22 protein-coding genes and 1 tRNA gene are annotated in these 24,014 nt (G+C 69.8%); 14 read left to right on the top strand and 9 right to left on the bottom strand.

Translation table 11 applies throughout. The annotated features are described in order from the left end of the window. The first annotated feature begins 117 nt into the window (after positions 1-117). Positions 118-669, top strand: coding sequence for a YwqJ-related putative deaminase (locus RCO28_RS38460; protein WP_308946052.1), 552 nt, complete (start codon positions 118-120; stop codon positions 667-669). Between the two features lie 31 nt (positions 670-700). Further along, on the top strand, positions 701-1,210 hold the full coding sequence (locus RCO28_RS38455; protein ID WP_308946051.1) for an SUKH-3 domain-containing protein: 510 nt from the start codon (positions 701-703) through the stop codon (positions 1,208-1,210). 82 nt (positions 1,211-1,292) lie between these two features. Here the strand turns inward: RCO28_RS38455 and RCO28_RS38450 are convergent, their stop codons facing one another. After that, positions 1,293-2,594, bottom strand: a complete 1,302-nt coding sequence (locus tag RCO28_RS38450; protein ID WP_308946049.1) for a histidine kinase — start codon at positions 2,592-2,594, stop codon at positions 1,293-1,295. Positions 2,595-2,760: 166 nt separating this feature from the next. Between RCO28_RS38450 and RCO28_RS38445 the strand changes: the two genes are divergently transcribed. The 7 genes from RCO28_RS38445 to RCO28_RS38415 all read left to right on the top strand — a co-directional run bounded on the left by RCO28_RS38445 (position 2,761) and on the right by RCO28_RS38415 (position 8,361). Next, a complete protein-coding gene (locus RCO28_RS38445) occupies positions 2,761-3,615 on the top strand; it encodes a hypothetical protein (protein ID WP_308946048.1) in 855 nt (284 codons plus the stop codon). Between the two features lie 14 nt (positions 3,616-3,629). Further along, positions 3,630-3,703 (top strand) — tRNA-Gln (locus tag RCO28_RS38440). A gap of 132 nt (positions 3,704-3,835) precedes the next feature. Then, the gene (gene glmU, locus RCO28_RS38435) at positions 3,836-5,287 is read left to right on the top strand and encodes a bifunctional UDP-N-acetylglucosamine diphosphorylase/glucosamine-1-phosphate N-acetyltransferase GlmU (RefSeq protein WP_308946047.1); all 1,452 of its coding nucleotides are present in this window, start codon (positions 3,836-3,838) and stop codon (positions 5,285-5,287) included. 102 nt (positions 5,288-5,389) lie between these two features. Then, positions 5,390-6,364 carry a ribose-phosphate diphosphokinase gene (locus tag RCO28_RS38430; protein ID WP_308946046.1) on the top strand — a complete coding sequence of 325 codons (975 nt, stop codon included), beginning with the start codon at positions 5,390-5,392 and terminating at the stop codon, positions 6,362-6,364. A gap of 182 nt (positions 6,365-6,546) precedes the next feature. After that, complete coding sequence (locus RCO28_RS38425) at positions 6,547-7,137, top strand: 50S ribosomal protein L25/general stress protein Ctc (protein ID WP_308946045.1); 591 nt, start codon at positions 6,547-6,549, stop codon at positions 7,135-7,137. A gap of 94 nt (positions 7,138-7,231) precedes the next feature. Beyond that, positions 7,232-7,828 carry an aminoacyl-tRNA hydrolase gene (pth, locus tag RCO28_RS38420; protein ID WP_308946044.1) on the top strand — a complete coding sequence of 199 codons (597 nt, stop codon included), beginning with the start codon at positions 7,232-7,234 and terminating at the stop codon, positions 7,826-7,828. Between the two features lie 56 nt (positions 7,829-7,884). After that, entirely contained in the window at positions 7,885-8,361 is a 477-nt protein-coding gene (locus tag RCO28_RS38415; protein WP_308946043.1) for a hypothetical protein, read from the top strand. 113 nt (positions 8,362-8,474) lie between these two features. On the opposite strand, the gene ppc is transcribed toward RCO28_RS38415, so the two are convergent. Continuing rightward, a complete protein-coding gene (gene ppc, locus RCO28_RS38410; RefSeq protein ID WP_308946042.1) occupies positions 8,475-11,213 on the bottom strand; it encodes a phosphoenolpyruvate carboxylase in 2,739 nt (912 codons plus the stop codon). A gap of 327 nt (positions 11,214-11,540) precedes the next feature. Between ppc and RCO28_RS38405 the strand changes: the two genes are divergently transcribed. Together RCO28_RS38405 and RCO28_RS38400 are read left to right on the top strand one after the other, a co-directional pair. Next, positions 11,541-12,542 (top strand): fatty acid desaturase, encoded by a 1,002-nt coding sequence (locus RCO28_RS38405; RefSeq protein WP_308946041.1) that lies wholly within the window; start codon positions 11,541-11,543, stop codon positions 12,540-12,542. Between the two features lie 12 nt (positions 12,543-12,554). After that, positions 12,555-13,256 carry a TetR/AcrR family transcriptional regulator gene (locus RCO28_RS38400; RefSeq protein WP_308946040.1) on the top strand — a complete coding sequence of 234 codons (702 nt, stop codon included), beginning with the start codon at positions 12,555-12,557 and terminating at the stop codon, positions 13,254-13,256. A 61-nt stretch (positions 13,257-13,317) separates the two neighbouring features. Here RCO28_RS38400 and RCO28_RS38395 read toward each other — a convergent pair whose 3' ends face one another. Continuing rightward, complete coding sequence (locus RCO28_RS38395) at positions 13,318-14,142, bottom strand: trans-aconitate 2-methyltransferase (protein WP_308946039.1); 825 nt, start codon at positions 14,140-14,142, stop codon at positions 13,318-13,320. 131 nt (positions 14,143-14,273) lie between these two features. On the opposite strand from RCO28_RS38395, the gene tamR reads away from it, so the two are divergent. Then, a complete protein-coding gene (gene tamR, locus RCO28_RS38390) occupies positions 14,274-14,771 on the top strand; it encodes a MarR family transcriptional regulator TamR (protein WP_282512666.1) in 498 nt (165 codons plus the stop codon). On the opposite strand, the gene RCO28_RS38385 is transcribed toward tamR, so the two are convergent. From RCO28_RS38385 to galT, 4 genes are all read right to left on the bottom strand, one after another. Further along, complete coding sequence (locus RCO28_RS38385; protein WP_308946038.1) at positions 14,730-15,554, bottom strand: response regulator transcription factor; 825 nt, start codon at positions 15,552-15,554, stop codon at positions 14,730-14,732. The two genes, tamR and RCO28_RS38385, sit on opposite strands and share 42 nt — an antisense overlap. Before the next feature lie 426 nt (positions 15,555-15,980). After that, entirely contained in the window at positions 15,981-17,117 is a 1,137-nt protein-coding gene (gene galK / locus RCO28_RS38380; RefSeq protein WP_308946037.1) for a galactokinase, read from the bottom strand. Then, positions 17,114-18,085, bottom strand: a complete 972-nt coding sequence (gene galE, locus RCO28_RS38375; protein WP_308946036.1) for a UDP-glucose 4-epimerase GalE — start codon at positions 18,083-18,085, stop codon at positions 17,114-17,116. The genes galK and galE overlap by 4 nt, the downstream gene beginning before the upstream one ends. Then, positions 18,082-19,137, bottom strand: coding sequence for a galactose-1-phosphate uridylyltransferase (gene galT, locus RCO28_RS38370; protein ID WP_308946035.1), 1,056 nt, complete (start codon positions 19,135-19,137; stop codon positions 18,082-18,084). Before galT ends, galE begins: the two co-directional genes overlap by 4 nt. A gap of 210 nt (positions 19,138-19,347) precedes the next feature. Between galT and RCO28_RS38365 the strand changes: the two genes are divergently transcribed. Both RCO28_RS38365 and RCO28_RS38360 read left to right on the top strand, forming a co-directional pair. Beyond that, positions 19,348-21,018 carry a sodium:solute symporter family protein gene (locus tag RCO28_RS38365; RefSeq protein ID WP_308946034.1) on the top strand — a complete coding sequence of 557 codons (1,671 nt, stop codon included), beginning with the start codon at positions 19,348-19,350 and terminating at the stop codon, positions 21,016-21,018. A 20-nt stretch (positions 21,019-21,038) separates the two neighbouring features. After that, positions 21,039-21,329, top strand: a complete 291-nt coding sequence (locus RCO28_RS38360; protein WP_308946033.1) for a hypothetical protein — start codon at positions 21,039-21,041, stop codon at positions 21,327-21,329. On the opposite strand, the gene RCO28_RS38355 is transcribed toward RCO28_RS38360, so the two are convergent. Continuing rightward, positions 21,271-21,987 (bottom strand): response regulator transcription factor, encoded by a 717-nt coding sequence (locus tag RCO28_RS38355; RefSeq protein WP_308946032.1) that lies wholly within the window; start codon positions 21,985-21,987, stop codon positions 21,271-21,273. The two genes, RCO28_RS38360 and RCO28_RS38355, sit on opposite strands and share 59 nt — an antisense overlap. Before the next feature lie 221 nt (positions 21,988-22,208). Continuing rightward, a partial coding sequence (locus RCO28_RS38350; protein ID WP_308946031.1) for a PQQ-binding-like beta-propeller repeat protein occupies positions 22,209-24,014 on the bottom strand: 1,806 nt, incomplete at its 5' end.

The raw sequence follows: 24,014 nt of genomic DNA, 5'->3' as shown, positions 1-24,014 counted from the left end.
GCAGGCTGTCCCCGCACTCCGGGGAGTGCGGAGGTGCCACCAGAGGTCACCACCGCGGGCAAGGCCCGGTCCGGCGGAACTTGCCGGAGAGGGCCCAGGGAGGGGACACAAGCACACATGCACACCGCACAACCGCACAGCGCGGGCGACCCGCGCCTCAGCTGGAGCGCCACCGGGACAACCCCGCCCCCCACGCTCCGGCACCGCCGCGACGGCATCCTGCCCACCGTCGCCGCCGCCCTCTCCGTACGCGGCGAAACCCTCACCTCCACCGCCGGACGCGGCGACACCGCCCCCGAACTGCACCCCCTCGTCCAGGACTTCCTCGACACCCTCACCAGCGGCCAGCGCGAGCGCTCCACCGGACGGTGCCCCGAAGCCCTCCTCCTCTCCCGCCACCTCAGCGCCGTCGAAGCCGGCCGCTCCAAGCGCGCCCAGCGCAAACCCCTCACACCGAGCGAAGCCCGCAAAGCGCTCAAACACGCCAAACTCACCACCCGCCGCATCCGCGAAGCCGGCGACCCCCTCCACGGCGCCTTCGCCACCCCCTGCCGCTCCTGCAGCGCCCTCATCGCCCACTTCGGCGTACGCGTCGTCGCCCCCGCCGAACCCACTCGCGACACCGAGACCGAGACCGAGACCGCCGAAGCCGCCGAGGGCCAGGCCTGATGTCCGCCGAACCGACGGAAGGACGAGGCTGATGCCCGCCACCGACCGCGCCGCAGCACGCACCTCCACGACCCGCTTCTCCGTCACCGTCGACGCAGCCCTGCGCGCCTCCGGCTGGCAGCCCGGCCGCTGGGACATCAAGCAGGCCGAACAGTGGGCCGACGCCCTGCGCCGGCACACCTCCCCCGCCGGCCACCAGCACACCGTCTTCCCCGCCGCCGTCGAAGTCTGGGCCGAATTCGGCGGCCTCACCCTCACCCCCACCGGACCCGGCCGACAGATCGCCCCCGTCTCCCTCCACTTCGACCCGCTCCGCGGCCTCCACCTGGCCCGCACCCTCGGCGACCTCGGCCGCGCCCTCGACACCGAGATGTGCCCCCTCGGCGAGGAAACCGACACCCAGGCCCTCATCGCCATCGACGCCGAAGGCCGCGTCTACGCCCTCGACCACTCCGGCGACTGGTACGCGGGCCCCGACATCGACGCCGCCCTCGACACCCTCATCTCCGGCGTCATGCCCACCCGCCTCACGGCAAGCTGACGCACGGGACCACGCACTACACCGCGCGCGACACCACGCACGGGACCACGCACGGGACCAGGAAGAGACCACACACGAGGCCTCACCCCCGAGCCGGAATCACCGCCGACACCCGGAACCCACCCGCATCCGTCGGCCCCGACACGAACACCCCACCGAGCGCCCCCACCCGCTCCTTCATCCCCACCAGACCATTGCCCCCACTGGGCAACCGCGCCTCGTCCCCCACACCCTCCGGCGGCGGCTCGTTCTCCACCTGCATCGCCACCTCACCCCCGCGATGCGCCAACCGCACATACGTCTTCGCGCCCGACGCATGCTTGTGCACATTCGTCAGACCCTCCTGAATCACCCGGTACGCGGTCTGCTCCACCTCCGCCGGATAACTCCCCGGCACCCCGTCCACCGACAGATCCACCGCCATACCCGCCGAGCGGGACTGCCCGAGCAACTCCTCCAGATCCGCCAGACACGGACCCTCCTCGACCTGCGCCCGCGAAGCCGCCGCCGCAGCCGCCTCCCCCACCACGGTCAACGGCGCCTGCACCGCACCCCGGCGCGACGCCTCCCCCGTACGCAACACCCCCAACATCTCCCGCAGTTCGGTCAACGCCTGCCGGCCCATGTCCCCCACCAGCGCCGCGTTCTTCACCGCCTTCTCCGGGTCCTTCCGCGCCACCGCCTGCAACGCCGCCGCATGCACCACCATCAGGCTCACCCGATGCGCCACCACGTCATGCATCTCACGAGCGATCCGCGTGCGCTCCTCGTTCCGCGCCCACTCCGCCCGCTCCTCGGCCCGCTCCGCCAACAGCTGCAGCTCCCGCTCCAAACTGTCCGCACGCTCCCGCAACGACTCCATGAGCCGCCGCCTCGCCCCCACGTACAACCCCAGCAGCAACGGCGCAGCCGTCACACCCACCGAAGCCGTCACCGCGACGAACGGCACGAACCACTCGCCCAACTCGATCTCGCCCTGCGCCATGTCCTGCTGGGACCGCACGAACGTCACGATCATCGTGCCCGCGAGCGACATCCCCGCCAGCGCACCCGTGATCCGCCGCGGCACCTCGGACGCGGCCAGCGTGTACAGCCCGACCACCGTCAGCAGAAAGCCCATGTTCGCCGGAGTCACCGCGATCGACACCAGCACCACCGCGATCGGCCAACGCCGCCGCAGCACCAGCACAGAACCGGCCAACACCCCCAGCACCACACCCACCGCCACAGGCACACCGGCCCGCCCGGCGAACGCGACACCCTCGGCAGCGCACTCCGCCGCCGACGCCGCCGCCAGCACCCCGTCGAACACGGCACTACGCCGCCGCCCCCACCACCACGGCCCCCCGGCCGCCTCGTGGTGCTCTACCCCCGTCGTGGTCATGCCTCCAGCGTACGGGCGAGCACTGACGATCAGCCGGACAGTTCCCAGAACCACCGCTGGCAGACCCGACGTTCACACGGAAGCGAAACGCGCCGGTATTACCCGAACTGGTGAATCGCTCAAATTTTCGACCCGGACGTCCGCATTCCGGACAATGCTTGCCCGCATGAACGACAGCACGAGCAGTTACGGCGACTTCGAGACCCTCCGCGAACAAGCCATCGGCCTGCGCCGAGCAGGCCTCAGCCTCCGCCAGATCCGCGACGAGCTGAAGATCTTCAACAACGACCTGCTCAACGCCTTGGTCAAGGGCGAACCGTCCCCCGCCCGCCGCCACAGGGCCAAGGACGACCTCCGCGAGCGAGCCCGCGAACTCCGCCGCGAAGGCTGGACGTACGACCGCATCCAACTGGAACTGGGCTGCTCCAAGAGCTCGATCTCCTTGTGGGTGCGGGACCTGCCGAAGCCGGAGCCGCGCTACACGCCCGAGGAGCAGCAAGCCCTCATGCACGCAGGGCTCGCCCGGCTGCGCAGTGCGCAGAACGAGGAGCGGGAGCGCGTCAGGCTCGCGGCGCACCAGGAGGTCGGTGAGCTGTCCGACCGCGAGCTCCTCCTGGTCGGTGCGGCGCTGTACTGGGCGGAAGGCGGCAAGAGCAAACCGCACGCCCGCCGCGAGCGTGTGCTCTTCGTCAACAGCGACGTGGGCGTCATCGAGACGTTCGTGGCCTGGCTGGACTTGCAGGGAGTCGAGCCGGAGCACCGGCGCTACCGCCTCCTGATCCACGAGTCCGCCGATATACCGGCCGCCCATCAGCACTGGGCGGATGTGCTCGGCGTGGACGTCACCGTCTTCAGCCGACCAACCCTGAAGCGGCACAACCCCAAGACCGTCCGCAAGAACACCGGCGACGACTACCACGGCTGCCTCGTGATCTCGGTCAACCAGAGCGCCCGGCTGTATCTCCGCACCGAAGGGTGGTGGAGCGGAATCGCATCCCACGCACAGGGCCGTCTCAGGTAAGGTCTCAAGGGCCGTCCCCCGTGGTGTAACCAGGCAGCACACGGTCTTTTGGTGGCCGCAGGTCAAGGTTCGAATCCTTGCGGGGGAGCCCACAGCACACAGGTGCCAGGTTCGGGTCCTGACAGGAACCGTCAGGACCCGTCCCCATTTCCGCCCCACAACGCCCCGGTATCCTGCGGATGTCCACCCCGCAACACATCCCACGCCGAAGGGCCTATCTGTGAGCGTCACACCCCCGGCCGCCGTCGTCGTCCTCGCAGCGGGTGAGGGCACCCGCATGAAGTCCAAGACCCCGAAGGTCCTGCACGAGATCTGCGGGCGTTCCCTCGTCGGTCATGTGGTGTCCGCCGCGCAGGAGTTGGAGCCGGAGCGGCTCGTCGTGGTCGTCGGGCATGCGCGGGAGCAGGTCGTCGCGCATCTGACCGCCACCGATGCGGCGATCCGTACGGCCGTGCAGCAGGAGCAGAAGGGCACCGGGCATGCGGTGCGGATGGGTCTTGAGGAGCTGGCCGCGGAGCGGGCGGTGGACGGGACCGTGATCGTGGTGTGCGGGGACACTCCGCTGCTGACGGGGGAGACGCTCAGGGCGCTCGCCGCGACGCATGCCGCGGACGGGAACGCGGTGACGGTGCTGACGGCGGAGGTGCCGGACGCGACCGGGTACGGGCGGATCGTGCGGGATGCCGCGGGTGCGGTGACGGCGATCGTGGAGCACAAGGACGCGGATGAGGGGACGCGGGCGATCCGGGAGATCAACTCGGGTGTGTTCGCGTTCGACGGTGCGCTGCTCGCGGACGCGTTGGGCAAGGTGCGGACGGACAACAGTCAGGGTGAGGAGTACCTGACGGATGTGCTGGGGATTCTGCGTGCGGCGGGGCGCCGGGTGGGTGCTTCGGTGGCGGGGGATCACCGGGAGATCGCGGGGATCAACAACCGGGTGCAGTTGGCCGAGGCGCGGCGGACGCTGAATGACCGTCTGCTTGAGCGGGCGATGCTCGCCGGTGTCACGATCGTCGATCCGGGGTCGACGTTCGTGGATGTGACGGTGTCGTTCGAGCCGGACGCGATCGTGCACCCTGGTACGCAGCTGCTGGGGGCGACGCATGTCGCCGCGGATGCGGAGGTGGGTCCCCACACGCGTCTGACGGATACGTCGGTGGGTGCGGGTGCGCGGGTGGACAACACGGTGGCGGACGGTGCGGAGATCGGCGCTGAGGCGTTGGTGGGTCCGTATGCGTATCTGCGGCCGGGGACGCGGCTGGGTGTGGGGGCGAAGGCCGGCACGTATGTGGAGATGAAGAACGCGTCGATCGGTGCGGGGACGAAGGTGCCGCATCTGTCGTATGTGGGGGATGCGACGATCGGTGAGCACTCCAACATCGGTGCGGCGAGTGTGTTTGTGAATTACGACGGTCGGGACAAGCACCACACGACGATCGGGTCGCATTGCCGTACCGGGTCGGACAACATGTTTGTGGCTCCTGTCACGGTCGGGGATGGTGCTTACACCGCTGCGGGGTCGGTGATCACGAAGGATGTGCCGCCTGGTTCGTTGGCGGTCGCCCGCGGTCAGCAGCGGAATATCGAGGGTTGGGTGGCTCGTAAGCGTCCGGGGAGCGCGGCTGCGAAGGCGGCTCAGGCTGCTGCTTCGGAGCCGGAAGGCGAAAGCTGACCGGAAACAGGTGCGTCTGAGGCGGCGTACCGTGATAGGTGCACACTATTTCGGCTGGCTCGTATTCAGGGCTGCGATGAACACGTCTGAGGAGACTGTGCTGTGAGCGGGATCAAGACGACCGGCGAGAAGAAGTTGATGCTCTTCTCCGGCCGCGCCCACCCCGAGCTGGCCGAGGAGGTCGCCCACCAGTTGGGCATCGGCGTCGTTCCGACCAAGGCGTTCGATTTCGCCAACGGCGAGATCTATGTGCGCTATCAGGAGTCGGCGCGTGGTGCGGACTGCTTTTTGATTCAGAGCCACACGGCTCCGATCAATAAGTGGATCATGGAACAGCTGATCATGATCGATGCGTTGAAGCGGGCGTCCGCTCGGAGCATCACGGTGATCGTGCCGTTCTACGGTTACGCGCGGCAGGACAAGAAGCACCGCGGACGTGAACCGATTTCGGCGAAGCTGATCGCGGATCTGATGAAGACGGCGGGTGCGGACCGGATCGTGACGGTCGACCTGCACACGGATCAGATCGTGGGCTTCTTCGACGGTCCGGTGGACCATCTGTTCGCGCTGCCGATCCTGGCGGACTACGTGGGCGCGAAGGTGGACCGGGACAAGCTGACGGTGGTGTCTCCGGACGCCGGCCGTGTGCGGGTGGCGGACCGCTGGTGTGACCGTCTGGGTGCGCCGCTGGCGATTGTGCACAAGCGGCGTGACAAGGACGTGGCGAATCAGGTCACGGTCCACGAGGTCGTGGGTGACGTCGAGGGCCGGGTCTGTGTCCTGGTGGACGACATGATCGACACCGGTGGCACGATCTGTGCGGCTGCGGACGCGCTGTTCGCGCATGGTGCGGAGGACGTCATCGTGACGGCGACGCACGGTGTGCTGTCGGGTCCGGCGGCGGACCGGCTGAAGAATTCGAAGGTGAGCGAGTTCGTGTTCACGGACACGCTGCCGACGCCCAATGAGCTGGAGCTGGACAAGATCACGGTGCTGTCGATCGCGCCGACGATCGCGCGGGCGCTGCGTGAGGTGTTCGAGGACGGTTCGGTGACGAGCCTCTTCGAGGAGCAGTGACCCCGGGCCGGTAAGGCTTGATCGATTTCTGGTGCGGCCTTCCTGCCGAGTAGACTGTCGAAGTTGCTCGGCGAGGGAGGCCGCACTTTTTTGTGTGGCCCCGTTATCGACGCGCTCTTCGTAGCAGGCCGTTCGTGGCCGGGTGACCTGTCCGTTTCTCACCTTTACGAGGAGTGAAGAGCATGTCTGAGGTCAAGATCTCCGCTGAGGTCCGTAGCGAGTTCGGCAAGGGCGCTGCCCGCCGTCTGCGTCGTGCCGACAAGCTGCCCGCGGTTGTCTACGGTCACGGTGAGGCCCCGGTGCACGTGGCGCTGCCGCACCACGACACCCTGATGGCGCTGAAGACGTCGAACGTCCTGATCAACCTGGACATCGACGGCAAGTCGCAGCTGGTGATCCCGAAGGCCGTGCAGCGTGACGTGCTGCGTCAGGGCATCCTGGAGCACATCGACCTGCTTCTGGTGAAGCGTGGCGAGAAGGTCGTCGTGGAGATCCCGGTGCACACCGAGGGCGAGCTGGCCCCGGGTTCCAACCTGCTCGAGCACGTGCTGAGCACGCTGCCGGTCGAGGCTGAGGCCACGCACATCCCGGAGTCCGTGACGGTCTCCATCGCGGGCCTGGACGCCGGTGCGTCCATCCTGGCGAAGGACATCCCGCTGCCGTCCGGTTCGACGCTGGCCACCGAGGAGGACGCTGTCGTCCTGCAGGTGCTGGCCGCGCAGGCCGAGGAGGCCCCGGCGGAGGAGTCCGAGGGCGAGGCCGCGGAGGCCTGATCCGCTTCTGTTCCGGTGCCGGGTACCGTCGTGCTGCGACGGTGCCCGGCATCGGGCGTTTTTGGCTGCTGTTTTTTTCTGGGAGAGCTACGACATGACGACCGATGCGAACGCGCCCTGGCTGATTGCCGGTTTGGGTAATCCGGGGCCGGGTTATGCGGCCAATCGCCACAATGTCGGCTTCATGGTGGCGGATCTGCTTGCGCAGCGGATGGGGGGCGGCTTCAAGCGGCACGGGAAGGCGCAGGCGCAGGTCGTGGAGGGCCGGGTGGGTCCGCCGGGTCCTGGGAATCGTCGGGTGGTGTTGGCGAAGCCGATGTCGTACATGAATCTGTCGGGTGGGCCGGTGACGGCTTTGCGGGATTTCTACAAGGTGCCGACGGCCAATATCGTGGCGGTTCATGATGAGTTGGACATCGATTTCGGTGTGTTGCGGTTGAAGCTGGGTGGGGGCGACAACGGGCACAACGGGTTGAAGTCGATGACGAAGGCGATGGGTTCGGACTATCACCGGGTGCGGTTCGGGATCGGGCGGCCGCCGGGGCGGATGCCGGTCGCGGATTTCGTGCTGAAGGATTTTTCGGGGGCGGAGCGCAAGGAGCTCGACTACTTCGTGGACCGGGCGGCGGATGCCGTGGAGGCGCTGGTCATCGAGGGTCTTGAGCGGGCGCAGGGTACGTACAACTCGTGAGGTCGGTTGTCGGTCGAGCTTGACCGAGGGCTCTTTCTTGGCCAAGGATTCCGGCCATGTCTGCCGCTACTGCCCAGCCGGGTCTGCTGTTGTTCGGTCGGCGTGCCGGGTCTGTCCTGCTTGCGCTGTTGTTGCTTGTGGCGGGGGCGTGGACGTCCTGGTCGACGGCGCAGCATGTGATGTTCACGGAGGATCGTGAGCAGGGCACGATGACGGTCACGCGGTGCTCGGGTGAGGCGTGTTCGGGGTCGTTCGCGCCGGTGGATCCGGAGGGGGAGCCGCGGGATGCGGTGGTGATCGACCGGTCGATCGGTGAGCACAAGGGTGCGCGGGTGCCGGTGGCGGTGAAGCCGGGGACGGACGAGGTCGTACGGACGGGGGGTCCGGGTTTTCTGCATGCGTGGGTGCCGTTGGGTGGTGCGCTGTTGTTGGCGGCGGTGGTGCTCGGGGGTGGCCTGCGGTCGGCGCGGTTGGCGTGGGGTGTGGGGTTGATCGGGGGCGTGTTGCTGGTGGCTTCGTTCGCCACGTTGTGAGCGGTTCGCCCCGATAAGTACGCAAAGTTACGAGAAGTCACGAGAACGCCCGTGCCGGGCAACGCGGTCAAGTGCGTTGCCCGGCACGGGCGTTTCGCTGTGTGCGGGTCGGGTCAGCCGGTGTTGCGGAGGCCGGCGGCGACGCCGTTGACGGTGAGGAGCAGGGCGCGGCCCAGCGTCGGGTCGGGTTCGGCGCCGCTGGCGGCGGCGTCGCGCTGGCGCTTGAGCAGGGCGACCTGGAGGTACGAGATGGGGTCGAGGTAGGCGTCGCGGATGTCGAAGGTCTGCTGGAGCACCGGGTTGGTGTCGAGGAGTTCCTTGCCGCCGGTGATGCGCAGGACTTCCTGCACGGTGAGCGTGTGTTCGGCCTCGATGGTGTCGAAGACGTGCTTGAGCTCGTCGGGCACGAGGGTGTCGACGTAGTGGCGGGCGATCCGCAGGTCGGTCTTGGCGAGCGTCATCTCGACGTTGGACAGGAAGTTGCGGAAGAAGTGCCAGTGCTCGTGCATCTCGTCGAGGACGGTGTCGAGTCCGGCTTCGCGCAGGGCCTTGAGACCGGAGCCGACGCCGAACCAGCCGGGGACGATCTGCCGGGACTGGGTCCAGCCGAAGACCCACGGGATGGCGCGGAGTCCGTCGAGCGAGACGCCTGAGCCGGGGCGGCGGGAGGGCCGCGAGCCCAGGTGCAGGTCGGCGAGCTGGTCGACCGGCGTGGAGGCGAGGAAGTACGTCGGCAGGTCGGGGTCTTCGACGAGCTTGCGGTACGCGGCGTGCGCGGCGTCGGAGACGGTGTCCATGGCGGCGTCCCAGCGGGCGAGGGCCTCGTCGGACTGGCGCGGCGAGGTGTGCAGGGCGGAGGCCTGCAGGGTCGCGGCGACGGTCAGTTCGAGGTTCTCGCGGGCGAGGGACGGGACGAGGTACTTGTCGGAGATGACCTCGCCCTGTTCGGTGACCTTGATCTCGCCTTCGAGGGTGCCCCAGGGCTGGGCGAGGATCGCGTCGTGCGAGGGACCGCCGCCGCGGCCGACGGTGCCGCCGCGACCGTGGAAGAGGCGCAGGCGTACGCCGTAGCGGTGGGCGACGTCGCGCAGGCGGCGCTGGGCGCGGTGGATCTCCCACTGGCTGGTGGTGATGCCGCCGAACTTGGAGGAGTCGGAGTAGCCGAGCATGACCTCCTGGACGTCGCCGCGCAGCGAGACGAGGCGGCGGTACGAGGGGTCGGCGAGCATCTCGTCGAGGATGACGTCGGCGGCGCGGAGCTCGTCGGTGGTCTCCAGGAGCGGCACGATGCCGATCTTGGCCCAGCCGGCGTGCAGGTCGATGAGTCCGGCCTCGCGGGCGAGGACGGCGGCGGCGAAGACGTCGTCGGCGCCCTGGCACATCGAGATGATGTACGACTCGATGACTTCGGGGCCGAAGACCGCGAGGGCCTTCTTGACAGTCTCGAAGACGCCGAGGGTCTTCTGGCCTGCGGCGTCGAGCGGGGCGGGGCGCGGGCCGAGGGGGCGGCGGGAGCGGAGTTCCTTGGCGAGGAGCTTCTGCCGGTAGTCGCGGGGCATGTCGGCGTAGCGCCAGGTCTCCTCGCCGAGGCGGTCGAAGAGCTGGCCGAGGGCGTGGTGGTGGGCCTCGGCGTGCTCGCGTACGTCCATGGTGGCGAGCTGGAGGCCGAACGCGGCGAGGGTGCGGATGACCCGGTCCATGCGGCCGTCGGCGAAGAGGGCGCCGCGGTGTTCGCGCAGGGAGGTCTGGACGAGGGTGAGGTCGCTGATGAGCTCGGCGGTGCCGAGGTAGTCGCGGCCGGGCTCGTGCGGGGTGCCCTTGGCGAGGCGCTCGCGGGTGTTGACGAGCTTCTGCCGGATGCAGGTGGCCTTGAGGCGGTAGGGCTCTTCGGCGTTGAGGCGCTTGTAGCGGGGGCTGATCTCCGGGAGGCGCTCCAGGTCGGTCTGCAGCGAGCTGCGGAGCTCCTCGGTGGCGCCCGCGTACCGGATGGAGTTGGAGAGCAGTCCGCGCAGGTGGTCGACGAGTTCCAGGGCGTCGGTGATGCCGTGCTCGTGCTGGAGGATCAGCACGTCCCAGGTGACCTCGGGGGTGACGTTGGGGTTGCCGTCGCGGTCGCCACCGATCCAGGTGCCGAAGGTGAGGGGGCGGGTGCCGGCGGGCAGCTCGACGCCGACGCGCTCCAGCTCGGCGGTGAGGTCCTCCAGGACGTCGCCGACGGCGCCGGTGTGCAGCTCGTCGAGGTAGTAGATGGCGTTGCGGGCCTCGTCGGCGGGCTCGGGGCGGACCACGCGGAGCTCGTCGGTCTGCCAGACGAGGTCGATGTTCTCGGCCAGGCGCAGGTCGAGGCGGCGGCGGTCGGCGGCGGAGCGCGGGGACTCCAGGAGCTCGGCGATGCGGCGGAGCTTGTTGAGGACGGAGCGGCGGGCGGCCTCGGTCGGGTGGGCCGTGAAGACCGGCCGGACGTTGAGGTGCTCGACGGTCTCCCGCAGGTGGGCGGGGTCGGCGTCCTTGAGGAGGTCGGCGGTGCGGGCGAGGGTGCCGCCCTCGGCGTCGCGGCGGGCGGCGAGCTCGCGGCCTCGGTGGACCTGCTCGGTGACGTTGGCGAGGTGGAAGTAGGTGGAGAAGGCGCGGACCAGCTTGGCGGCGGTCTCCAGTTCGGTCTCGCCGAGGAGGCGGGCGGCGGCCTCGCCGTCCTCGCGGGTGAGGGCGCGGACCTGCTCGACGAGGTCGAGGAGTTCGGGGCCCTCCTGGCGCACGAGGGTCTCTCCGAGCAGGTCGCCGAGGCGGCGGATGTCGGCGCGCAGCTCGGCGTTGGCGCTGGTGCTCGTGTTCTGGTGGTCGGCACTGCTCACAGGTGCGGCTCCTTGCAGTGTTGAGCTCGTATCTGGAGGGAACTGAGAGGACTCGGCAATCCGGGGGAACCGAGCTGGATCTCCGGATTCCGGGGAAGACTCAGAAGCGGACCACGCTGTCCGACGCCACCAGGATAGGTCGCGTTCCGGCGGGGCCCGTCGGTGGCCACTTGTGGCCGTGACGAGCGCTGCCATACTTACGACGCCGTAGGTTACGCAGCCGTAGGGACGGCGCGGGAAGACCGCGTGGGACCGACGGAAGGACCGCAGGAATTTCCGTGACCCGGCGCACCTGCCGAAAAACCCTCGACCCCACAGGGGACGCCCATGACCACGAGGTCCAAAGTGATCGACGACGCCCCGAAGGATTCCGCCCAGCGGAAACAGGCTGACGAGACGCCGCTGCAGTCCGCCACGCTCGGCGGTGAGCAGAAGCGTTCACTCGAACAGATCACTCTGCTGCTCTTCATCACCGTTCCGTTCCTCGCGCTGCTCGCGGCGGTGCCGCTGGCCTGGGGCTGGGGGGTGAGCTGGCTGGATCTGGGCCTGCTCGTCTTCATGTACTACCTCGGCTGCCACGGCATCACGATCGGCTTCCACCGCTATTTCACGCACGGTTCCTTCAAGGCGAACCGGCCGCTGCGGATCGCGCTCGCGGTGGCGGGGTCGATGGCGGTGGAGGGCCCGCTGGTGCGGTGGGTGGCGGACCACCGCAAGCACCACAAGTTCTCCGACGCGGAGGGCGACCCGCATTCGCCGTGGCGGTTCGGGGAGACGGTCCCGGCGCTGATGAAGGGCCTGTGGTGGGCGCACATCGGCTGGATGTTCGACGAGGAGCAGACGCCGCAGGAGAAGTACGCGCCGGATCTGGTCAAGGACCCGGCGATCCGGCTGATCTCGCGGCAGTTCATCCTCTGGACGGTGGTGTCCCTGGCGATCCCGCCGCTGGTGGGCGGCCTGGTCACGATGTCGTGGTGGGGCGCGTTCACGGCGTTCTTCTGGGGTTCTCTCGTACGGGTGGCGCTGCTGCACCACGTGACGTGGTCGATCAACTCGATCTGTCACGCGGTCGGCAAGCGGCCCTTCAAGTCCCGTGACCGTTCCGGGAACGTGTGGTGGCTGGCGATCCTGTCCTGCGGTGAGTCGTGGCACAACCTGCACCACGCGGACCCGACGTCGGCGCGGCACGGTGTGATGCGCGGGCAGCTGGACTCGTCGGCCCGGCTGATCCGCTGGTTCGAGCTGGCCGGCTGGGCGCGGGACGTGCGCTGGCCGTCGCAGTCCCGGATCGAGTCCCGGCGCAAGCCACAGGGGGCGGACGCGGCCTGAGGAGGACACGGCATGATGGAGGGCGTGGCCACCGACTCAAGCACCCCCCGCACCCCGAACAGCACGAGCAGTGACCGGCCCGAGAAGGCACGACGTGGGCGGCGTACGCGGATGACGGGGGCCGAGCGGCGTCAGCAGCTCCTGGAGATCGGCCGCACGCTGTTCGCCGCCAAGGGTTTCGAGGGCACGTCCGTGGAGGAGATCGCCGCGAAGGCGGGGGTGTCCAAGCCGGTGGTGTACGAGCACTTCGGTGGCAAGGAGGGCCTGTACGCGGTCGTCGTGGACCGGGAGATGCGCCAGCTGCTCGACATGGTGACGGGTTCGCTGACGGCGGGGCATCCGCGGGAGCTGTGCGAGCAGGCCGCGTTCGCGCTCCTCGACTACATCGAGGAGTACACGGACGGTTTCCGGATCCTGGTCCGCGACTCCCCCATTCCGCAGTCGACGGGTTCGTTCGCGTCGCTGATCTCCGATATCGCGACGCAGGTGGAGGACATCCTGGGCCGTGAGTTCAAGGCCCGCGGCTTCGACCCGAAGCTGGCGCCGCTGTACGCGCAGGCGCTGGTGGGGATGGTCGCGCTGACCGGTCAGTGGTGGCTGGACGCCCGTAAGCCGAAGAAGGCGGAGGTGGCCGCGCATCTGGTGAATCTGGCGTGGCACGGCCTGGACGGCCTGGAGGCGAAGCCGCGGCTGATAGGGCATCGCAAGAACTGACCCGCGACGTACGACGACGGGCCCGGCGGCGACTGCTGCCGGGCCCGTCGTCGTACGTTGCTCAGTTCCTCTTGTGGGCGAGCGCGAAGATGCGTCGGAACGGGAACACGGTGCCGTGCGGGCCCGGTGGATACGCCTTGCGGAGCTGGTCGCGGTATTCGGCGAGGAAGTCCGCGGCGGCGTCCGGGTCGTCGGCGAGTTCGGTGAGGACGGGGCGCAGGGCGGTGCCCTTGACCCAGTCGAGCACGGGGTCCTCGCCCTGCAGGAGTTGGGAGTACGTGGTCTCCCAGGCGTCCGCTTCGCAGCCGAGGTCGGTGAGCCGGGTCAGGTAGTCGGCCGGGTCGAGTATGTGGACGAAGCGGCGGCCGTGGGTGCCGAGCCGGTCGCGCCACTGCGGGGCGTCGCAGAGTTCGCCGAGCAGGGCGTGGCTGGGCGAGGTGAAGTTGCCGGGGACCTGGAAGGCGAAGGTGCCACCGGGGCGGAGCGAGTCGATCCACACGGGGAAGGACTCGGGGTGGTTGGGCACCCACTGCAGGGCGGCGTTGGAGACGATCAGGTCGTAGGTGCCCTCGGGGATCCAGTGCGCGGCGTCGGCCGGCTGGAAGTCGAGGTGTCCGCCGCCGGGTGTGGGGCCGGCGAGTTCGGCGGCCTTGGCCAGCATCTCCGGGGAGCTGTCGAAGCCGGTGATGTGGGCGGTGGGCCAGCGGTCGGCGAGGAGGGCGGTGACGTTGCCGGGGCCGCAGCCCAGGTCAGCGATGCGCGGCGGTACGTCGGGCCCGGGGGTGGGCAACTCCGGTATGCGCGCGAGCAGATCGTGAAAGGGGCGGGTCCGGTGGCTGGAGTGACGGAGGTACTGTTGCGGGTCCCAGGTTGGTGCGGAATGCATGTTCGAGCTCCCTGCCAGGTACGCGGTGCAGATCCGGAAGGCACTTGCTTCGCGACGATGCCCACAGCGAAGCCGGAATATCTCTCGACGTCAAGAGACTTCACGTCGAGGGACCCACTACACTGATCGCCATGGAGGACGAGGTTGACCGGCTGGTCGCGGCGTGGCGCAGAGAACGCCCCGACCTGGACGTGGAACCGCTCGAGGTGCTGAGCCGGGTGAGCAGGCTCGCCCGCCATCTCGACCGGGCCCGTCGCCTTGCCTTCTCCGAGCACAACCTGGAGCCCTGGGAGTTCGACGTCCTCACCTCGCTTCGGCGTGCGGGCGCTCCGTACCAGCTCTCCCCCGGCCAGTTGCTCACGCAGACGCTCGTCACCTCCGGGACGATGACCAACCGCATCGACAGGCTCGCCAAGAAGGGCCTGGTGGAGCGGCTTCCGGACCCCAGCGACCGGCGCGGCGTCCTGGTCCGCCTCACGCCCGAGGGCCGGGACCGGGCCGACCAGGCCCTGGCCGGGCTGCTCGACCAGGAGCGCGCGATCCTCGCGGAGCTGTCGCGTACGCAACGGGGTGAACTGGCCGGTCTGCTACGCCAGTTGACCGCCCCGTTCGACAACATCCCCGGCTAGGGCGGCCGACTCCGGCTCGACGGGGGCGACGGGGGCGACGCCCGCGCGCCGGGCGAGCGCGACGGCCGCGAGGGTGGAGTGGACTCCGAGCTTCCCCAGGACGTTCTGCATGTGGGTCCGAACGGTGTGCGGTGAGAGGAAGAGGCGCTCGGCGACGGCTTTGCGCCCCAGGCCCGCGACCATGCAGCGCAGCACCTCCCGCTCACGCGGCGTCAGAGACTCCACGAGCCGCTCGCTCTCGGTGCGGTGCTTGCGGGCCGCGGTGAGTTCGCGCAGTACGCCGGTCAGCAGCGCGGGCGGCAGATGCGTCTCGTCGCGCAGCACACCGCGGACGACGCTGAGCAGCCGGGACAGCGAGCAGTCCTTGGCGACCCAGCCGGAGGCACCGGCCTGCAGCGCGTGCGCCGCGCGACGCGGGTCGTCCTTCTCGGCGAGTACGACCGTACGGACCGCGGGGTGGGCCGAACGCACGCCTGCGACCAGGGAGATGCCGTCGCTCACGCCCCCGTTCCCCGGGCCGTCCGGTGGGGGTGCGGCGCGCATGCCGGGCAGAGCTGTGCCGGGCAGAGCTGTGCCGGGCAGGGCTGTATCGCCCAGGTCGGCGTCGACGAGCAGGACGTCGAACCTGCGGCCTTCGGCGAGGCCGCGCTCCAGGCAGCGCAGGGCGGCGGGGCCGCTGCCCGCGGCTGCCACGTCGACATCGGGCTCGGCCGCGAGTGCGGCCGCGAGCGACTCGGCGAAGATGCGGTGGTCGTCGACGACCAGGACCCGGATTCGGACCACGTGATACCCCCAGGCTCGTGTTCCGGGAAGCGCCTGCCCCCCGAACCCCCCGGTGGGAGACGGACATTGGTGCTGCAGCAACGCAGGTACGGCGCCCGGGGTGCGGGATCGCCGCGGTCGGAGCCTCGGCCGCCGCCGTGCTCTGACTGCTACCCCCACTCCGGGCGTCGTACCCGGCTGTCTCGCCCCCTGATCAGCACCGGCCCCCACCGGTGCTGTGCATCAGGGTACGGCGGGGCGCCCGCGGCGGAAGGGCAGTTGCAGATTTTCCCCTACCCGCCCCTTCCCGAAAGTCCTGCCGGACGAGCCTCCTCAAACGCCGGAGGGGCTGATTCTTCAGCCCCTCCGGCGTTTGAGGAGCGGGGGTCCGGGGGCTGGCCCCCGAAGCTCCGCAGGATTTCGGGAAGGGGCGGGGTGGGGAGAAAATCACGCCAGTCGGCGTGCGCCCGGTGACGGCACCGCCGTGAAGACGCGGGGAGCCGTGAACCCCGCCTCCGCGAACCCCGCCTCCACCGCCTTCGTCACCGTGTCCGCCGAGGCCGCCTCCACCAGTACGATCGCCGAACCGCCGAACCCGCCCCCCGTCATCCGCGCCCCGAGCGCACCGGACGACAGCGCCGTGTCCACCACCAGGTCCAACTCCCGGCAAGAGATGCGGAAATCGTCCCGCAGTGAGGCGTGGCCCTCCGTGAGGACGGGGCCGATCGCGCGGACGTCGCCCGCCGAGAGCAGCTCGATGACGCGCTCCACGCGCCGGTTCTCCGTGACGATGTGCCGGACCAGGCGCCGTACCTCCGCGTCGTCGAGCCGGTCGAGCGCGGCGTCCAGGTCTTCGTACGCGATGTCGCGCAGTGCCGTCACGCCGAGGGACGCCGCACCCGTCTCGCAGCCCGCGCGGCGCTTGCCGTACTCGCCGTCGCTGTGGGCGTGCTTGACCTGGGTGTCGACGACGAGGAGCCGCAGGCCCAACGCCCCCAGATCGAAGGGGACCTGGCGCTGCGCGAGGTCGCGGGTGTCGAGGAACAGGGCGTGGCCGTCCGTGCAGCAGGCCGACGCGGTCTGGTCCATGATTCCGGTGGGCGCGCCCACGAAGACGTTCTCGGCACGCTGGCAGAGGCGGGCCAACTGCCCTCGCTTGAGGCCGAGTTCGTACAGGTCGTTGAGGGCCAGTGCCGTCACGACCTCCAGGGCCGCCGAGGAGGACAGGCCCGCGCCGGTCGGCACCGTCGACTCGATGTGCACGTCGGCGCCGCCCACCGCGTGCCCGGCGTCGCGCAGCGCCCAGGCGACGCCCGCGACGTAGTCCGTCCAGCGGGCCTCGGGGGTGAGGGTGTCCAGGCGCAGCTCGACCGGGGGACCGTCGACGTCCGCCGAGTGCAGGCGCAGCACGCCGTCGTCGCGGCGGCGGACCGCCGCGGTCGCGGTGTGCGGCAGCGCGAAGGGCATCACGAAGCCGTCGTTGTAGTCGGTGTGTTCACCGATCAGGTTGACGCGGCCGGGGGCGGCCCAGACCCCGTCGGGGGCCTGGCCGTAGAGCGTCGAGAAGGTCTCGGTGACGGTCACTCGCCCGCCCCCGAAGAACGCTGCGCGAACTCCCACGCGTCGGCGACGATGCCCGCGAGGTCCGCGCGGGACGGGTTCCAGCCGAGCTTCTCGCGCGCGGCGCTCGCGGAGGCGACGAGGACGGCCGGGTCGCCGCCGCGGCGCGGGGCCATCACCTCGGGGATCGGGTGGCCGGTGACCTGCCGGACCGTCTCGACGACCTCGCGCACCGAGAAGCCGTTGCCATTGCCGAGGTTGCAGATCAGGTGCTCGCCGGGGGTCGCGGCGGTCACCGCGAGCAGATGGGCGTCAGCGAGGTCGGCGACGTGGATGTAGTCGCGTACGCAGGTGCCGTCCGGCGTCGGGTAGTCGTCGCCGAAGACGGAGATGGCCTCGCGGCGGCCCTGCGCGACCTGGAGGACGAGCGGGATGAGGTGCGACTCGGGGTCGTGCCGCTCACCGAACTCCCCGTACGCGCCCGCCACGTTGAAGTAGCGCAGCGAGACCGCGGCGAGGCCGTGCGCGGCGCACTCGCCGGTGATCATGTGGTCGACGGCGAGCTTGGAGGCGCCGTACGGGTTGGTGGGCGCGGTCGGCGCGGACTCGCGGATCGGGACCTCGTCCGGCTCGCCGTAGGTGGCGGCCGTGGAGGAGAAGACCAGCTTGCGTACACCGGCCGTGCGCATCGCGGCGATCAGCGCCATGGTGCCGCCGACGTTGTTCTCCCAGTACTTCTCGGGCTTCACGACGGACTCGCCGACCTGCGAGAACGCGGCGAAGTGCAGGACCGCGTCGTACGAGGAGTCCAGCCACTTGGCGGCATCGCGGATGTCGCCCTCGATGAACTCGGCGTCCGCGGGCACGCCTTCGCGGAAGCCGGTGGAGAGGTTGTCGAGCACGGTCACGGAGTGGCCCGCCTCCAGGAGATGGGCAGCCACGACGCTGCCGACATATCCCGCGCCACCGGTGACCAGGTACCTACCGCTCATTTACTCGCTACCTCTCGCAGTCGCTCGGCCGCGGTCTCCGGCGGCACGTCGTTGATGAACACGTTCATGCCGGATTCGGAACCCGCGAGGAACTTCAGCTTGCCGGAAGTGCGGCGAATGGTGAAAAGCTCGAGGTGGAGCGCGAACTCGTCGCGGCTCACCCCGTACTCCCCCAGGTCCGTGAACGGCGCCTGGTGCCAGGCGGCGATGTACGGCGTGGGCGGTTCACCGGGGCCGAAGATCCGGTCGAAGCGTCGCAAGAGTTCCAGATAGAGCTGTGGGAACTCGGTGCGCGCGTCCTCATCCAGGGCCAGCAGGTCGGGCACGCGGCGCTTGGGGTGCAGATGCACCTCGTACGGCCAGTGCGCGGCGTGCGGGACGTACGCGATCCAGTGCTCGCCCTCCAGGACGACGCGCTCGGCGGCGGACTCGCGGGCGAGGACGTCGTCGAAGAGGTTGCGTCCGGTCCGCTCGCGGTGGGCGGCGAGGTTGCGGAGCATCAGGGCGGTGCGCGGGGTGACGTCCGGGTAGCCGTAGATCTGGCCGTGCGGGTGGCCGAGGGTCACACCGATCTCGGCGCCGCGGTTCTCGAAGCAGAAGACCTGGGCGACGGAGTCGAGGTGGGAGAGCTCGGCGGTGCGGTCGGTCCAGGCGTCCAGGACGAGCCGGGCCTGTTCCTCGCTGAGGCCGGCGAAGGACGCGTCGTGGTCGGAGGTGAAGCAGACGACCTCGCAGCGCCCGGAGTCACCGGCGAGGGACGGGAAGCGGTTCTCGAAGACGACGACGTCGTACGAGGAGTCCGGGATCTCGGTGAGCCGGTCGCCCTCGGAGGGGCACAGGGGGCATTCGTCGGCCGGCGGGTGGTAGGTGCGGCCCTGGCGGTGCGAAGCGATGGCGACGAAGTCGCCGAGCAGGGGGTCCTCGCGGATCTCGGAGCTGGTGGCGACGGGGTCGAGGGGGCGGCGGTCGACGGCCGTGCGGGCCGCGTCGTCGCGCGTGTCGTAGTGGATGAGCTCACGACCGTCGGCGAGCCGGGTCGAGGTCTTCTTCACGTCAGGGACTCCCCCATCACAAGTACCAAACAGAAACGAACATAACAAACCACAAGCCAACAGCGCCGTCAACGGAAGATCGCGAAGGGCTCCGCCGTAACCACTCTCGATCACAATCAAACAAAGAACACCAACACAAGTGTTCAGTTTCTGAAGCTGGGGGCGTAGGTTCCGGTCTGATCAGTTCGCGCGACGAAGCGAGAGACCCCCATGCACTACTTGGCCGACGGGCTACGGCTCCCCACCAACGGGCTGGATTACGCGATCCTGGCGATCTACTTCGCCGTCGTCCTGGGCATCGGTTTCGCCGCCCGGCGCAGCGTGCGGACCAGCCTCGACTTCTTCCTCTCCGGGCGCTCGCTGCCCGCCTGGGTCACGGGCCTGGCCTTCGTGGCCGCCAACCTGGGCGCCACCGAGATCCTGGGCATGGCCGCCACCGGCGCGCAGTACGGCGTGGCCGTCGTGCACTGGTACTGGATCGGCGCCATCCCGGCCATGGTCTTCCTCGGCCTGGTGATGATGCCGTTCTACTACGGCTCCAAGGTCCGAAGCGTGCCCGAGTTCCTGCTCCAGCGGTTCGACAAGTCCGCACACCTGTTGAGTTCGGTGCTGTTCGCTTTCGCTTCGATCCTGATCGCGGGCGTCAACCTGTACGCCCTGTCGATCGTCGTCGAGGCGCTGCTCGGCTGGCCGCAGTGGGTGTCGATCGTCGTCGCGGGCTTCTTCGTGCTCGCGTACATCACGATCGGCGGTCTCTCCTCGGCGATCTACAACGAGGTCCTGCAGTTCTTCGTGATCCTCGCCGCGCTCATCCCGCTCACCATCCTCGGCCTGAAGCGGGTCGGCGGCTGGGACGGCCTGACCGGCTCGCTGACCCAGCGGCACGGCGGCGACTTCATGACGGCCTGGGGCGGTACGGGCATCGGTGACCCCAACCCGCTCGGCGCGAACTGGCTGACCATCGTGCTCGGCCTCGGCTTCGTGCTCTCCTTCGGCTACTGGACGACCAACTTCGCCGAGGTGCAGCGCGCCCTGTCCGCGAAGAATCTGTCCGCCGCCAAGCGCACCCCGCTGATCGCCGCCTTCCCGAAGATCTTCATCGTCTTCATCGTGATGATCCCCGGCCTCGTCGCCGCCGTCCTCGTCCCGAAGATCGGCACCGCGGGCTCCGACCTCACGTACAACGACGCGATCCCGCTGCTCATGCAGGAGTTGCTGCCCAACGGCGTGCTCGGCATAGCCGTGACCGGTCTGCTCGCCGCGTTCATGGCGGGCATGGCGGCCAACGTCTCGTCCTTCAACACCGTGTTCACCGCGGACATCTGGGCGAAGTACGTGGTCAAGGGCCGTGAGGACACGTACTACTTGAGGTTCGGACGGCTCATCACCGCGATCGGTGTGATGGCCTCCATCGGCACGGCCTTCCTCGCCGCCAGCTTCAGCAACATCATGGGGTACCTGCAGACCCTGTTCTCCTTCTTCAACGTGCCGATGTTCGTGGTCTTCATCATCGGCATGTTCTGGAAGCGGGCCTCCATGAAGTCCGGTGTCTGGGGTCTGGTCGCGGGCACGTCAGCCGCGATGGTCAACTACTTCGTCATCTACAAGCAGGGCGTCATCGACATCCCCTCCGACCAGGGCGCCAACTTCGTCTCCGCGATCGTCGGCTTCGTCGCCGGTGCCGTGGTCATGGTCCTCGTCACCCTGTTCACCGCGCCCAAGCCGGAGGCCGAGCTGGCCGGTCTGGTGTACGGCACCAAGTCGCCCGGCATGGAGGAGCTTCCGGAGGAGGGCGACCGGGTCTGGTACCGCAAGCCCGCCCTGCTCGGCTGGGGCGCGATCGTCCTCGCCGCCGCCTGCTACGTCCCGTATTCCTTCTGACCGACACGGAGGCCCAGAGAATGTCTGAACTGCAGCGCGAAGTCTCCGAGTTGGAGGCCAAGTCCGCCACCGCCGCCCGTCTCTTCGACATCCGGCGCATCATCGGCGGCCTGTTCGTGGTCTACGGCGTGATCGTGACCATCGCCGGCATCACCGCGTCCGACGCCGACCTGAAGAAGGCCCAGGACATCAACATCAACCTGTGGACCGGCCTGGCCATGCTGGCGCTCGGCTTGTTCTTCCTGATCTGGCTCAAGCTTCGTCCGGCGGTTGCGCCGGTGCCGTCGGAGCCCGAGGAACAGTCGCCGTAACAGCCCGGTCGAGCAGGCCCGTACGCGCCGCGAGCGCCGCCGCCTCCAGGCGGGAGCCGACGTCCAGCTTCATCAGGACCCGCTGGACGTGCGTACGGGCCGTGCTCGGCGCTATCCCCATGCCCGCCGCGATCAGCCGGGTGTCCTCGCCGTCCGCGACCCGCACCAGGACCTCGACCTCGCGCGGCGTGAGCAGCTGCAGCAGCCGGTGGCCCTCGTCGTCGGCCTTGGCCGGCGGGTTGAGCAGGTCCGCGAACGCGCCCTGCAGCAGCGCCGGGGCCACCGCCGCCTCCCCCGCCCGGGCCTTCATGATGGCCCGCTCGACGCCCTCGATGCGCTCGTCGTGCCGTACGTACCCCGAGGCGCCCGCGGCGAACGCGGCCGCTATGCCGCGCGGCGACGGCACCGGGCCGAGGACCAGGACGGCCACCTGCGGCCGGTCCCGCTTGATCCGCGCCACCGGGTCGAACGCGCCCGGCTCCGCCGGTGCCGCCGTGCCGAGCACGCAGACCTCCGGCGCCCGCTGCACCACGAGTTCCGCCGCTCCGGCGGCCGGCGCCGCCGCGGCGAGCACCCGGTGGCCGCGCAGCTTCAGCGCCGAGGCGAGTGCCTCGGCATGCAGACGGTGATCGTCGACCACCATGAGCCGCACCACCATCGCGCTACCCCCAGATCCCCGGCGACCCGTCGAAGGCGGCACCCCCCGGTCCGCCGTTCCCCGGAAGCTACACGCTCGTTCGACGTCGCGCGCCCCCCTGGACCTGTCTTCAACCTCCGGTCCGTCCCGAGAGCCGAAAATCCCCGCCCGTGCCGACGACGGCGGGCCGCCTCCCTCCGGTGGAGGGGGACGGCCCGCCGTGACGTGCGCGCGCGGGGCGCTCAGTCGGTGCCGAACGCCACGGCGAGGTTCCGCTTGCGGGTGTCGGACGCGCTCGGCTTCGACATCAGCTTGTCCGAGATGTAGAGGCCGCCGTTGCCGTAGAGCATCTCGGCGCCGTCCGGCAGGGAGTACTGCGTCTCGGCGTCCCGGATGTCCTCCTGCGCCGGGTTCTCCAGGAGCACCGTCTGCTTGCCGGTCTTCGGGTCGATGGTGACGACCTGGCCGCCCTTGTCGTACGGCGGGATCTTGTACGCGAGGATGTTCGTGCCGTCCATCCGCAGCGGCAGCATCTGGTACCGCTCGCCCGCGTCCGCCTTCGGGCCGACCGTCTTTCCGGTGGCCAGGTCGAAGGAGATGATCTCGTTGGTCATGCCGTAGTCACCGCTGCCCTGGTGCTGGGCCGTCGGGACGTACACCCGGTCGTTGCCGACGACGACGCCGGAGCACTCCTGCACCTGGTTCACGTCGCAGTCGAGCTGGTACTCGCGCTCGCCGAGCGCGGCCTTGCTGCGCAGCTTGCCCGCCTCGTCCAGCGCGAAGATGTCCGAGACGCCGGACGCGGTGATGTCGGTCGAGTCCACGCCGAACACCACCGGCTTCGTCGACATCACCTTGGCGTTGTCGATACCGGCGGGCAGCTTGTACGTCCACTTGGGAGTGCCGGAGGTCGGGTCGATCAGCTGGACCTCAAGCCGCGGGTTGTCGTACGAGCCGCACTTGCGGACCGCGACGAGCTGCTCGCCGCCCGCGTACCCGGCGTCCTTGCAGGTGTCCGAGGGCTTGGGCACCCAGCGGGGCTTGCCGGACTTCAGCTCGAAGGCGGCGCCGCCGTCCGTGCCGCCGCCGACCGCGACGGTCTCACCGGAGATCACGACCTCCTGGAAGTCCGCCTTGCCGCCGCCGTCGCTGACGCTCTCCTGCCACAGCTTGTCGCCGGTCTTGGTGTCGAAGACGGCGATCTGGCTGCAGCCGTTGTACTCCTTCTTGCCCTCGGCCTCGAAGACCACGGCGGCCAGGCCGTCGTCCGAGACCTGGCGGGAGCCGGCGCAGGTCGGCCCGGACAGCGGCAGCGTCCAGAGCTCCTTGCCGTCCTTCGGCCCGTACCCGACGATCTTGTTCTCGCCGCTCTTCACGTACGCGTCGTCGGTGAGCCAGGAGCCCTTGACGCTGAGCGTGGTGTCCTCGCCGACCTTCGGCGCGGGCAGCTGGAAGCGGACCTGGGCGGAGGTGTTCGACGGCACCTTCTCGTCGCCGCCGCCCCCGGCGGGGCCGCTCTCGCCGCCCTTGCCGCCGGAGCCGCCTTCGCCGGTCTTCGCCTCTTCCTTCGGCTCGTCACCGGAGGACGCGTACCAGAAGCCGCCGCCGACGATCAGCGCGACCGCGACGACCGCCGCGACGATGATCGCGAGCTGCGCGTTGACCTTCTTGCCGCCACCCGGGCCACCGGGACCGCCCATGGGCTGCGTCGCCGGCTGCGGGTACTGCTGGTAGCCGTACGGCGGCTGCTGGCCGGGGGCCGGGTAGCCGTACCCCTGCTGGCCCGGCTGGCCCGGCTGGCCCTGCGGGGGCGTGCCCGGGGCGGGCGGCGGCGGGGTGCCGGGGGCCTGCGGGTAGCCGTACGCCGGCTGGCCGGGCGGCGGGCCCGGCGGCTGGGCGGGCGGAGGCGTGCCGGGGGCCGGGGGCGGCGGCGTGCCCGGAGCGGGCGGCGGCGGGGTGCCGGGGGCCTGCGGGTAGCCGTACGCCGGCTGGCCGGGCGGCGGGCCCGGCGGCTGGGCGGGCGGAGGCGTGCCGGGGGCCGGGGGCGG

The sequence above is a fragment of the Streptomyces sp. LHD-70 genome (assembly GCF_031157275.1).
Taxonomy (GTDB): Bacteria; Actinomycetota; Actinomycetes; order Streptomycetales; family Streptomycetaceae; genus Streptomyces.
This window is presented reverse-complemented; position numbering and strand designations above follow the sequence as displayed.

Coding starts and splice junctions, on each gene's coding strand:
- RCO28_RS38415 (WP_308946043.1), top strand. CDS start 7,885: ATGTCTGCCGCTACTGCCCAGCCGGGTCTGCTGTTGTTCGGTCGGCGT.
- RCO28_RS38460 (WP_308946052.1), top strand. CDS start 118: ATGCACACCGCACAACCGCACAGCGCGGGCGACCCGCGCCTCAGCTGG.
- RCO28_RS38365 (WP_308946034.1), top strand. CDS start 19,348: ATGCACTACTTGGCCGACGGGCTACGGCTCCCCACCAACGGGCTGGAT.
- RCO28_RS38445 (WP_308946048.1), top strand. CDS start 2,761: ATGAACGACAGCACGAGCAGTTACGGCGACTTCGAGACCCTCCGCGAA.
- pth (WP_308946044.1), top strand. CDS start 7,232: ATGACGACCGATGCGAACGCGCCCTGGCTGATTGCCGGTTTGGGTAAT.
- RCO28_RS38405 (WP_308946041.1), top strand. CDS start 11,541: ATGACCACGAGGTCCAAAGTGATCGACGACGCCCCGAAGGATTCCGCC.
- tamR (WP_282512666.1), top strand. CDS start 14,274: ATGGAGGACGAGGTTGACCGGCTGGTCGCGGCGTGGCGCAGAGAACGC.
- RCO28_RS38395 (WP_308946039.1), bottom strand. CDS start 14,142: ATGCATTCCGCACCAACCTGGGACCCGCAACAGTACCTCCGTCACTCC.
- RCO28_RS38360 (WP_308946033.1), top strand. CDS start 21,039: ATGTCTGAACTGCAGCGCGAAGTCTCCGAGTTGGAGGCCAAGTCCGCC.
- RCO28_RS38455 (WP_308946051.1), top strand. CDS start 701: ATGCCCGCCACCGACCGCGCCGCAGCACGCACCTCCACGACCCGCTTC.
- RCO28_RS38425 (WP_308946045.1), top strand. CDS start 6,547: ATGTCTGAGGTCAAGATCTCCGCTGAGGTCCGTAGCGAGTTCGGCAAG.
- RCO28_RS38450 (WP_308946049.1), bottom strand. CDS start 2,594: ATGACCACGACGGGGGTAGAGCACCACGAGGCGGCCGGGGGGCCGTGG.
- RCO28_RS38400 (WP_308946040.1), top strand. CDS start 12,555: ATGATGGAGGGCGTGGCCACCGACTCAAGCACCCCCCGCACCCCGAAC.
- galE (WP_308946036.1), bottom strand. CDS start 18,085: ATGAGCGGTAGGTACCTGGTCACCGGTGGCGCGGGATATGTCGGCAGC.
- RCO28_RS38355 (WP_308946032.1), bottom strand. CDS start 21,987: ATGGTGGTGCGGCTCATGGTGGTCGACGATCACCGTCTGCATGCCGAG.